Annotated in this window: 9 protein-coding genes and 1 pseudogene; all 10 read left to right on the top strand. The window is 34.0% G+C overall.

The genetic code is table 11. The features are described 5' to 3' along the window. Positions 1-268 (top strand): annotated as a pseudogene (locus tag Q0E71_RS05435) (hydrolase); the annotation flags it as partial. A gap of 146 nt (positions 269-414) precedes the next feature. Continuing rightward, positions 415-1,245 carry a S1 RNA-binding domain-containing protein gene (locus Q0E71_RS05440; RefSeq protein WP_294796819.1) on the top strand — a complete coding sequence of 277 codons (831 nt, stop codon included), beginning with the start codon at positions 415-417 and terminating at the stop codon, positions 1,243-1,245. A gap of 1 nt (position 1,246) precedes the next feature. Next, on the top strand, positions 1,247-1,741 hold the full coding sequence (locus Q0E71_RS05445; RefSeq protein ID WP_294796821.1) for a hypothetical protein: 495 nt from the start codon (positions 1,247-1,249) through the stop codon (positions 1,739-1,741). Positions 1,742-1,763: 22 nt separating this feature from the next. After that, positions 1,764-2,555: an ABC transporter ATP-binding protein gene (locus Q0E71_RS05450; protein WP_294796823.1), complete on the top strand. Its 792-nt coding sequence runs from the start codon at positions 1,764-1,766 to the stop codon at positions 2,553-2,555. Continuing rightward, complete coding sequence (locus tag Q0E71_RS05455) at positions 2,548-4,197, top strand: hypothetical protein (protein ID WP_294796825.1); 1,650 nt, start codon at positions 2,548-2,550, stop codon at positions 4,195-4,197. Before Q0E71_RS05450 ends, Q0E71_RS05455 begins: the two co-directional genes overlap by 8 nt. 8 nt (positions 4,198-4,205) lie before the next feature. Next, a complete protein-coding gene (locus tag Q0E71_RS05460; RefSeq protein WP_294796827.1) occupies positions 4,206-5,588 on the top strand; it encodes an MATE family efflux transporter in 1,383 nt (460 codons plus the stop codon). Next, positions 5,588-6,979 (top strand): bifunctional UDP-N-acetylglucosamine diphosphorylase/glucosamine-1-phosphate N-acetyltransferase GlmU, encoded by a 1,392-nt coding sequence (gene glmU / locus Q0E71_RS05465; protein ID WP_294796829.1) that lies wholly within the window; start codon positions 5,588-5,590, stop codon positions 6,977-6,979. Before Q0E71_RS05460 ends, glmU begins: the two co-directional genes overlap by 1 nt. Then, complete coding sequence (locus Q0E71_RS05470) at positions 6,976-7,926, top strand: ribose-phosphate pyrophosphokinase (RefSeq protein WP_294796831.1); 951 nt, start codon at positions 6,976-6,978, stop codon at positions 7,924-7,926. The genes glmU and Q0E71_RS05470 overlap by 4 nt, the downstream gene beginning before the upstream one ends. Next, positions 7,926-8,489 carry an aminoacyl-tRNA hydrolase gene (gene pth / locus Q0E71_RS05475; protein WP_294796833.1) on the top strand — a complete coding sequence of 188 codons (564 nt, stop codon included), beginning with the start codon at positions 7,926-7,928 and terminating at the stop codon, positions 8,487-8,489. Before Q0E71_RS05470 ends, pth begins: the two co-directional genes overlap by 1 nt. Before the next feature lie 7 nt (positions 8,490-8,496). After that, positions 8,497-11,703, top strand: a 3,207-nt coding sequence (mfd, locus tag Q0E71_RS05480) for a transcription-repair coupling factor (protein WP_294796835.1), incomplete at its 3' end; no start/stop codon positions are given.

Here is an 11,703-nt window from a genome sequence, read left to right on the forward strand (position 1 = left end):
TATTTATTCCTCATACAACGATGACATCGAAGGCAAGATCAATGCTGGAGCAAGGATACTTAATATAGCTGGCGGCAAAGACACAGCAAACTTAATTAGACATGTAAGAAAGATTGTCGGAGATAAGTTTCCTATCATAGCTACAGGTGGTCACAGTGATGAACATATACTTGAGACTATTAAAGCAGGAGCAAACTGTCTTTCATACACACCAAGAACTTCACCAGAGATACTTGAAGACATTATGATTGCTTATAGAGATAAATAAGATGATTCACCTCTAGCTTTAGAGGTGTTTTTCATGTGACAAGTCTTTCATTCAATCGATTAAGACTCTTATATTGACTAGACTTGTATTGAAAAAAATTATTGTTTATGATATAATTATCATGAAATTTTATGTAGAGGTATTAAATGAACAATTTAGGAAAAACAATTGAAGCAAAAGTAATTAATCACAAAGCTGATGAATATACTCTTGAAGACTTTGATAAAAACACTTATCATATTAAGTCCAATGAAAAGAATTATGATATAGGAGATACTGTTAAAATTTTCAACTATCCAGTTGATAATGAGATTGTATCTACTTTTCGCATGCCATTTATAGAACTAGGCGAGATTAGAGAGCTAAAGGTAGTCAGCAAGACAAGGATAGGCTACTTCTTAAACATGGGCCTTGATAAGGACGTCTTACTACCATTTTCAGAGACAATTAGAGAGCCAAAACTTAATTCCATGGTTCTAGTCAAATTGTATATAGATAAGTCTGGTAGACTTGCGACAACTATGAAGATAAGAAAGACTTTAGAAAGATCAGAAGGTATTCATAAGGGAGATATTGTTGATGGTGTTATCTACAATATATCTAGAGAATTTGGTTTATTCGTTGCAGTTGATGATAAATACGAAGCTATGGTACAAAAGAAGGACGTTTTCGAAGACTATGATTTAGGCGAGAGAATGAAGTTTAGGGTACAGGCTGTTCGTGACGACGGAAGGCTTATATTAAGCACTAAGCTTGAGAAGTCTGCTTATGACGAGCACAAGAGTGATTCACTAAAGGTTTATGAGATACTACTAAAGAATAAAGGAAAGATGAATTACGCAGATAAGAGTGATCCTGACGAGATCAGGAAGGTCTTTAACATGAGTAAGTCATCATTTAAAAGGGCAATCGCCATTTTGTATAGACAAAGAAAAATAATTATTAATGACGATTCCATAGAAATTAAGGAGGATTAATATGTCAGTAAAAATTAACACAGAAGTAATTGAGATGATGCTTTTCTTTTGGCAAAGCATTTCAGAGAGAGAAAAGGTTTCTGAAGACTATATCAGAAGCGTAGCAGAAAGAGATGAAATGAAATACACATTCTGCGAAGGTTTCAATGAAGAATCAGTTAGAAAAGTATTATCAGCTATATCAAATAATGAACTATTAAGCGACGCTTCAAAAGAAGAAAAGAAATTCTGGAACAACAATATGTGGATGACAGAAGACTTAGGCGTTGTTAATATGATGGTTGAACCAATCAAGAAGCTTAATCTAGACGGAATTGATGCAGATAAGACACTTATCTTCGTTCCAGGACACTTAGAAGAAAAATACATCGACGGAAACACTATAGTAGTGAACTTCTTCAAAATAAGCGTAGATATCTTCGGAGGAACAGGAGCAGTTACAGTTAACGGTAAGGATTTCAAAGACTATATCGTAGATTTAGTTAAAGCTAATTAATCTATCAAACACAGGAGGCAATATGGAGATATTAAAAGTAGAGCACTTATCAAACGCTTTTGACGGCAAAGAAATCTTAAAAGATGTAAACTTTTCTGTCAATTCTGGCGAAATCATTGGCTACATTGGACCTAATGGAGCTGGTAAATCAACAACTATAAAAATAATTATGGGTCTAAATAGAGATTGCTACGGAGAAGTCTCTGTATTTGGAAAGAATATCAAAAACTCACTTGATTATAAGAAGAGGATAGGCTACGTTCCAGAAGCTAGTGAAGTTTATGAGAACCTTACAGCAGTTGAAAACATAGAGCTTAATGCAGCTTTATATGAGATTGATGTTGAAAGTGCTGTTAAGAGAGCGAAAACTATGCTAGAAGTTCTTGATATGAAAGATGTGATGGATTCACAAATATCATCATTCTCAAAAGGTATGAGACAAAAGTATCTTTTTGTTTTATCTCTATTACACGATCCAGATATAGTTTTTTTAGATGAGCCATTAAGTGGTATAGATGCAAACTCAGTACTAGTAATAAAAGAAATCCTTGCATCTCTTAAAAATAAAGGCAAGACTATATTCTACTCATCACATATTTTAGAGGTAGTAGAAAAACTATCAGACAAAATAATACTTCTACAAGACGGCAAGGTTATTTTAAACGATAGTATAGACAATATCAAGAAAACGCTTAATAACAATGAAGGCAGTGATGAGTCACTTGAAAATATCTTCAATGAGGTAACTGGCTTTACTAATCACAAGGAATTAGCAGAAGAGTTTGTTAACGCTATGGGTGAAAGTGATGTTTAAATTATTCTCGTTAAAGGTGCTTGATCTATTCAAGCCTCTTTTTAAAGGCTTAAAAGTTGATTATGATAAGCTAAGAGCTATACTCAAAGCAAAGCTTATTATGGAGAATAGAAGGACTTCCGCTTTTTCAAATAGCTTTTCAGGACAAGATACCAAGAGTAAGGTATTTGAATTCTTTCAAAACAATAGCTTTTTTAAGAAGGGTTATATATTATTTTTGATATATGGACTTGTACTAGCAGGACTTTGCGCTAGTGTTGATGATGTAAAAACAAGATACACTGTATTATTTGCTGTTGGTATCTTCTTATTCTTTGCAGGCATAGTAGTTGACTTTACTGAAGTTCTTATAGATACTAGAGACAGAGATATACTTCTTTATAAGCCTGTTGGCGAAAGAGAAGTAAACTTAGCAAGATTAATTTCACTAATTATATATATTGTAAAGCTAAGTTTAATTATGTTTGGACCGGCACTAATAATCACATTAGTTAAAAGGCCACAAGAGTTTTTAATCCTGCTTTTAGAAGTAATTATGCTTTCAATAAGCCTTGTAATGTTTGAATACATTTTTTATTATGTATTATTTAAATTATTTAAAAATCTTAATATAAAGTCTATCATAACAACAGTTCAAGTACTTATATTTGTTGTTATTATGGTAGGATTTCAAATAATTGCTAACGCTATTGACAAAGAAACAGCTTTAAGAATATTTACAAGTGAGTCATTTAAATATTTATTTATACCGATGTGGTTTACAGGACCATTTGAACTCATTTATGGCAATTTTGAAACAATAAATATAATTTATACTGTTTTATTGATAGCACTATTCGTAGCATTGATCGCTATAAACACAGCCATATCTAAAGATTTTGAAGAAATATTAGCTAAGAAAGATAAAGTTATAATTAATAAAAAGACAAGCTTCCTACAAAGATTTACAAACAAGCTCTTTGCAAAGAACGATATGGAGAGGGCTGGAGTAAACATGGTGTTTTGGATGAAGGGTTCGGATGAAAAATTAAAATTTCAACTTGGCTCTATATCGCTAATGATAATTGTATATCCACTAATATTTTATTTTGCCATGTTTAAGAAAAGTAGCGATCCAATGGCTGATGCTGTCTTAAAAGACCATGCTAGATTTATTACATTAGTTAATTATATGTCAGCTATGATGGCAATGAGCATTTGGCAGATATTAAACTATGCTACAAGTTATAAGGCATCTATAATACATTTAATTACTGGAAATATAAGAATTAAAGAATTTAGAAATGGAGTGAAGAAAGGTGGTCTATTTGCCTTTATATTTGTGCCAATACTCATAAACGCAATGATAATATCATTTCTACTAAGAAATGCGTGGTTTGTAGACTATATAAATCCAATAATATTTATAATGTTATCAGCAATTATAGCTTCAGATTTAATGTTAAAGAATATACCATTCTCAATGGACGTTACAAAAATTAAGAATGGACAAAAAGGATATTTCTGGGCAGGAATGGCATCTATGTTTATCACAGCAATATTGGTAGGCATAAATGCATTGCTAATATTCTTAAATACACCGTTTATATATCTATATACATTAATCGGTTTAGGAGCGCTGATTTATTTACTTAAAAAATAGGGGACAATATGACTTTAGATTTAGAAGAGAGAAAACAATTAATACTACATGGTGATATGAGAAAAGCAATAATTACGCTTGCGACACCTATAGTATTAAATAATTTGATACAAACATTATACAATTTAGTAGATTCATTTTGGGTCAGCGGCATAGGAGAAACAAGTTTTGCAGCAACAGGCTTTGTTTGGCCGATACTATTCTTATTCATATCGATAGGCATTGGTCTTAGTATAGCCGGAACTGGAATTATTTCTCAGCTAATTGGCCGGTCTGATTATGAAAAAGCAAAAGTATATAGAGAAAATTTATATATATTAACCTTTATACTATCTATCATAGTGGTTGTTTTAGGACTACTTTCATCTGGTTTAATAATTAAACTGATGGGTGCCAAGGGAGATTTATATACTGAGAGTAAAGATTATCTAGAAATTCTTTATTTAGGCTTTCCCTTTGTTTATTTATATTTTGCTACAAACTCAATTTTCCAAGCATCAGGAGACACAAAAACGCCTACCATCATAAGCGGTATCTCTGCTGTGATAAACATGATTTGCGACCCTATATTCATATACGAAAAGGTTCCATATCTTGGCTTTAAAGGCTTTAACATGGGAATCAAGGGAGCCGCTATAGCAACAGTTATTTCACAAGTTTTTATGGCTGTAGCAATTATAATTATAGCTAGCAAAAAGGGATTAATTGATTTAAACTTTTTTTCATATAAATACGATAAAGAAGCTTCAAATAAAATTTTATCCATAGCGCTGCCATCTTGTATTGGTCAGTCTGGTGAGGCACTTGGCTTTATCATCTTAAATGTGTTTGTCTTGTCATACGGCCAAGATACACTTACAGCATTTGTTACTGTCAATAGAGTAACTTCAATCATATCTATGCCGCCAGGAGGCATTGGTCAATCAATAGTAAGTATAGTCGGACAAAATAAAGGAGTCAAGAACTATGACAGAGTTAAACTTGCTTTTAGAAAGGCTTGTAATATGTCAAATATCGTTACAATATCGGGAGCGATAGTCGTTTGGATATTTAGAGATCAAGTCCTAGGGATATTTTTAAAAGAAGCAAGCGAAAATGTTATGTTTTTGTCTAGACAGTTTTTGTTCTTCATACTGATAACAAATTTCTGCATGGGTCTATATAGTGTCTATCAAGGACTCTTCCAAGGCTCAGGCAAAACAGATATGGCTATGAAGATGCTTTTAGGAAGACTATGGGCACTTAGAATACCTATGATCCTTTTATTTAAATACGTATTTATGATGGGACCAATAGCGATATGGCTTGCGATGAGTTTATCGAATTTATTTACGGCAATATATGGCTACATATTATTTAGAAGCGGTAAATGGAAAGGAGAAATTATATAATGAATCAAGCAATAATTCTAGCTGCGGGAGAAGGATCACGCATGAAATCTTCTCTAATCAAAGTTTTGCACAAGATCAATGGAAAGCCAATGCTTCAGTATGTTCTAGATGCAACGGCAAAGTCGGGCTTTGATAAGAGATACTTGATTGTAGGCAACAATAAAAATAAGGTTATAGAAGCTTTTTCTTCGGATGAGAGCATAAAGTTCATAGAGCAAAAAATGGGACCTGGAGAACCTTATGGTACTGGATATGCTGCTTCACTTGCTAAAGACTACATTACGAATGATGACAATGTATTAGTCGCATTCGGAGATACTCCACTTGTAAATGAAGAGATATTAAAAAGTTTTCTAAGTTTTCATATGGATAACGATAACAATCTTACTATACTAAGTGCGGTTTTAGAAAACTGTGATGGCTATGGAAGAATAATCAGAGATAACGCTGACAAGCTACTTAAGATTGTGGAACAGAAAGATGCTAATGAAGAAGAATTAAAGATTAGAGAAGTTAACTCAGGCATATATTGCTTCAAAGGTAAGGATTTTTTAGATTCTATAAATAACCTAAAGAATGATAACGTTAAGAAAGAGTATTACCTAACAGATGCAGTTGCATACTTGTTAAGTAAAGGTAAGAAAGTTGACGCATACATAAGCAAGGATCAAAACATTGCGCTAGGCGTTAACAATCAAGTAGATCTAGCAAAAATAGAAGAGATTGTCAGAAAGAACATAGTTAGAAAATGGATGCTTGAAGGCGTTTACTTTAAGAATCCTGATAATGTATATATTGAAGAAGACGTCAAGATAGGCAGAGATGTTGAGATATATCCAGATGTTATACTTGAAGGTAAGACAGTTATTGAGGACAATGTAAGGATATATGGCTACACAAGGATTAAAGATTCGCACATAGCAAAAGATGTTAGTATCGAAAGCTCACTTATTGAAGACTCATATATCGGTGAAAGAACGAAGGTAGGTCCGAATGCACATCTAAGACCAAATTCTAAAGTAGGTAAGGATTGCAAAGTAGGTAATTTTGTTGAGATAAAGAATGCAAGTTTAGGCGATGGAACTAAGGCTGGACACTTGGCTTATGTAGGTGATGCGGACGTTGGCAATAATGTCAATATAGGTTGCGGTGTTATATTTGCAAACTATGATGGCAAGAAAAAGTATAGATCTAAGGTTGAGGACAACGCATTTATAGGTAGCAACTCTAATATAGTTGCACCTGTAGAGATAGGTGAGAATGCATATGTTGCTGCAGGATCAACTATAATAACTACAGTTATCAAAGATTCTTTGTCTATTGCGAGAGCTAGACAAGTTGATAAAATAGATTGGGTAAAAAATAAAAAAAACATGGAGGAAGAAAAATGAATTCATTTTTAGGACAACTAAAAGTATTAACAGGAAACGCTAATAGACAATTAGCAAAGGATGTATGCAAGCACTTAGGTGCAGAGCTTATCGATTCAGAAGTTACACACTTTTCTGATGGAGAAATTGCTGTTAACATCAAAGAAACAGTTAGAGGAGCAGATGTATTTATCGTTCAACCAACTCATGAACCAGTTAACGACAATCTAATGGAACTACTAATCATGATTGATGCATGTAAGAGAGCTTCTGCAGGCAGAATCAACGCTGTAATTCCATACTATGGCTATGCAAGACAAGATAGAAAGACAAAACCAAGAGAACCAATAACAGCTAAATTAGTTGCTAATCTAATTGAAAAAGCTGGCGCTGATAGAGCAGTTCTTATGGACCTTCATGCAGGACAAATTCAAGGTTATTTTGATATACCAGTTGACCATCTATCAGCTATAAAACATTTAGCTGAGTATTTCAAGACATTAAAGCTTGATGATGTAGTTGTTGTATCACCAGACCTTGGTGGAGTAACACGTGCGAGAAATTTTGCAAATGAATTAAATGCTTCTATAGCAATAATTGAAAAGAGAAGACCAAAGCCAAACGTATCAGAAGTAATGAATGTTATCGGTGATGTAGAAGGTAAGACTTGTATATTAGTTGACGATATCATAGATACAGCTGGAACTATCTGTCATGCTGCTGAATACTTAACAGAAAAGGGCGGAGCAAAGAAAGTTTACGGATGCGCAACTCACGGTGTATTATCAGGACCAGCTATCGAAAGACTTATTAGCAGTAAACTAGAAGAGTTTGTAATTACAGACACTATACCTTTAAACATTGGTAACGTTACAGACAAGATTAAAGTTGTAAGCATAGCTGATCAAATAGCTAAAGCAATAGAAAGAATACACAACAACGAATCTATAAGCTCGATATTTGATTAATGAAACTTATAGTAGGCTTAGGCAACCCTGGAGACAGATTCGATGGCACAAGGCACAATGCGGGCTTTGAGACTATTGATATTTTGTGCGAGGAACTTAATGTTAAACTAAATAATGCAAAGTTTCACTCTCAGTTTGGATATACAAGCTACAATGGCGATAAATTATATTTAATGAAGCCGATGACTTATATGAATGAAAGTGGAATTGCAATAAGAGAGTTTATGTCATACTACAAATTAACTATTAATGATTTGATAGTTATTGTAGATGATATAGACATTAGTTTTGCAAGCATAAGAATAAAGAAGTCTGGCAGCGCTGGTACACACAATGGATTAAAATCAATAGTTTATCAATTGAACAATGATAAATTCACTAGAGTTAAGCTAGGGGTTGGTCACAAACCAGAGCATTTTGATTTGGCAGACTTTGTTTTATCTAGATACTCTAAAGAAGAAAAAGTAGATATAGAAAAAACATATAAAAACGCAGCTAAAGCGTGCCTTTCTATACTTGATAAAGGCGAAGACTATGCGATGAATATGTACAACGGAAAATAGGTGGAACATGGATATTTTACAAAAAGGTTTATTAGCTTTTCAATACAAAGATATAGTAAATGACGTCAAAGGCGGCGTAAGTCCTATATTTATTAACGGTCTTGTAGAAGAAGCTATAGGCATAAGTGTAAAAACTATCCAAGAGAACACTGATACTAGTTCAATAATTATAACATATGATGAGGCAAGGGCTAGAAGAATATTCGAGGACTTGAAGAATTCACACGCCAATGTGTACTATCTAAAGAAAAGAGAGATGCTATTTTACAATGTTAGCGACTCTTCTTTAGAGACAGAGTACTCAAGGATTCAAACCCTTGTTTCTCTAATTAATAAGAAGAACTCTATTTTAATTATGGATATAAAGACACTTGATGAAGAGCTTATCAAGAAGGAAATCTATGAAGATTTAAGTTTTAGCTTAAAAACTAATCAGACTATAGACATAGAAAAACTTCTTGATTCACTATTAAGGCTTGGATATAAAAGGTCTAGTATGGCTTCTAACAAGGGCGAGTTTGCTCTAAGAGGCTCTATAGTCGATATATATGATACTATATCTGACATGCCATATAGAATAGAGTTTTTTGGTGATGAAATTGATTCTATAAGAATATTTGATAAGGATACGCAAAAAACCATTGTTACGACTGAAGAGGTTCTAATCAATCCTGCAAGAGAGATTTTAATTCTTGATGAGTACAAAAAAAGCATTATTGATAATTTAAAGAAGGATTTTGACAAGACAAAAGAGACGAACAAGAGCTCATACTCACTAATGAATGAAAAGTTTAAAGAGTACTTTGAGATGCTTAGGGAAGATAGTTTTGATAAGAACAGGTCTTTGCTATTAAGGTACATACCTGATAAATATAAGTGCAGTATCTTTGATTACTTTGATGAGAATACTTATATTTACTTAGATGAGAGTAAAAGACTTGAAGATGAGTATGATAAGTATATTAATTTTCACACTCAAGAGATGGAGTCACTATATAAGAATGGCGAGATACTTCTAAAAGAATTTAACGCCATCATGTCTTATAGTGATTTGCTAACTAGGATTAAGAAGAATAAATTGGCACTGATCTCAAATATTTTAATAAACTCAAAAGATTTTAATCCGAAAGCCATTTACAATTTGCATTTAAATTCGGTAACTAAATACAATTCGAAGTACGAGGCATTGCTTGATGATTTAAGGCACTATAAGCTAAGAGGCTACAAGATAGTTCTATCGATTAAAGACATTGAAAGATACGATAGGATTTACTCGCTTCTTAAGGATAACGATATAGCTTTTCTTCAAGAAAATGAGATTGAGGACAAAATTTTGTCATCTCAGCTATTATTAAGAAATGACTCATCAACGAGGGGCTTTGTCTTTAGCGAAAATAAATTTATAGTTTTATCTGAAAATGATGTCTATGGCTCTCAAAAGGAAAAGATTAGAAAGAAGAAATCATCTAAGAAGCTTGATATTTCAGATATATCAGAAGGAACATACATCGTTCACGAAGACCACGGCGTAGGCATATATAAGGGTATAGTTAAGCTAGAAGTGCTTGGCGCGAAGAAAGACTTCTTATATATACAGTACAAAGGCGAGGACAAGCTTTATGTGCCTATAGCTCAGATGGATAGGATACAGAAGTTTTCTGATAAAGACAGTAAAGATGTTAAGATAAATAAATTATCGACAAATGACTGGATAAAGCAAAAGTCTAAGTCTAAGAAGGCTATTGAGAGAATGGCTGAGGATTTAGTCGAGCTATATGCAATAAGAGAAGAAAAAGAAGGCTATGCTTTTTCAAAGGATACAGCTTGGCAAAGAGAGTTCGAAGAGTCATTCCCATACGAAGAGACAAAAGGGCAGCTTGAGGCAATTATCGATATAAAAAGAGATATGGAGTCCAATAAGCCGATGGATAGACTTTTATGCGGCGACGTTGGCTTCGGTAAGACTGAAGTTGCTCTTAGAGCTGCATTTAAAGCCATCATGGACGGTAAGCAAGTAGCTTTCTTGTGCCCGACAACCATACTTTGTCAGCAGCACTATGAAACCATCATCGAAAGATTTAATAAATATCCAATACGTTCAGCTATGATGTCACGCTTTAGAACAAGCAAAGAACAAAAGCAAACGGCTGAAGAGCTTCAAACTCATAGCATAGACATAGTTGTTGGCACACATAGACTATTGTCAGATGATGTTAAATTTAAAGATCTTGGCCTATTGATTATAGATGAAGAGCAAAGATTTGGCGTTAGAGACAAAGAAAAGATAAAAAAGCTTAAAGAGAATGTTGACGTGCTATCACTTTCAGCGACACCTATACCTAGGACCATGCATATGGCACTCTCAGGCATTAGAAGCATGTCGGTCATAGAAGAGGCACCGCAAGATAGGTATCCAATACAAACATACGTTTTGGAATACAACAAAAGTCTTGTTAGAGATGCCATACTTAAAGAGATGGATAGAGACGGCCAAGTATTTTTTGTCTTTAACAATGTCGAAAAGATTGAGTCCATGTACAATGAACTGCAAAATTTAGTGCCCGAAGCAAGAATCGCCATTGGCCACGGACAAATGACTGAGGCAAAGCTTGAAAAAGTGATGATAGACTTTATGTATCATAAGTATGACGTTTTGCTATCGACAACCATAATTGAAACGGGGCTTGATATACCTAATGCAAATACCATCATCGTATATAACTCTGAAAATATGGGTCTAAGCCAGCTTTATCAACTCCGCGGAAGAGTAGGTAGAATGAACAGAATTGCTTATGGTTACTTCACTTACAGAGAAAATAAAGTTCTTACTGAAACGCAAGAGGCGAGACTTAAGGCGATTAAAGAATTTACTGAGCTTGGTAGCGGATACAAAATTGCTATGCGCGACTTGCAGATTAGGGGCGCAGGTAACCTATTAGGCACATCGCAACATGGTCACATTGCTGCCATTGGCTACGACTTATACATCAAGTATTTGAACCTTGCCATAAAGAAGCTTAGAGGCTACGAGGTGAAAGAGGATATCGATACAAGAGTCGACATAAACGTGGACGCTTATATACCGGATGACTTTGCACCGGACGAATATGTTAAGATGGATCTATATAAGAAGATAGCTGCTGTTGAAAATGAAGAGGTGAAGAGCGAACTTATAGACGAAATTGTCGATAGATTTGCTGACATACCTAAGCCA

Source organism: uncultured Fenollaria sp., assembly GCF_934202865.1.
Taxonomy (GTDB): domain Bacteria; phylum Bacillota; class Clostridia; order Tissierellales; family Peptoniphilaceae; genus Fenollaria.

Coding starts and splice junctions, on each gene's coding strand:
- Q0E71_RS05440 (WP_294796819.1), top strand. CDS start 415: ATGAACAATTTAGGAAAAACAATTGAAGCAAAAGTAATTAATCACAAA.
- Q0E71_RS05445 (WP_294796821.1), top strand. CDS start 1,247: ATGTCAGTAAAAATTAACACAGAAGTAATTGAGATGATGCTTTTCTTT.
- Q0E71_RS05450 (WP_294796823.1), top strand. CDS start 1,764: ATGGAGATATTAAAAGTAGAGCACTTATCAAACGCTTTTGACGGCAAA.
- Q0E71_RS05455 (WP_294796825.1), top strand. CDS start 2,548: ATGTTTAAATTATTCTCGTTAAAGGTGCTTGATCTATTCAAGCCTCTT.
- Q0E71_RS05460 (WP_294796827.1), top strand. CDS start 4,206: ATGACTTTAGATTTAGAAGAGAGAAAACAATTAATACTACATGGTGAT.
- glmU (WP_294796829.1), top strand. CDS start 5,588: ATGAATCAAGCAATAATTCTAGCTGCGGGAGAAGGATCACGCATGAAA.
- Q0E71_RS05470 (WP_294796831.1), top strand. CDS start 6,976: ATGAATTCATTTTTAGGACAACTAAAAGTATTAACAGGAAACGCTAAT.
- pth (WP_294796833.1), top strand. CDS start 7,926: ATGAAACTTATAGTAGGCTTAGGCAACCCTGGAGACAGATTCGATGGC.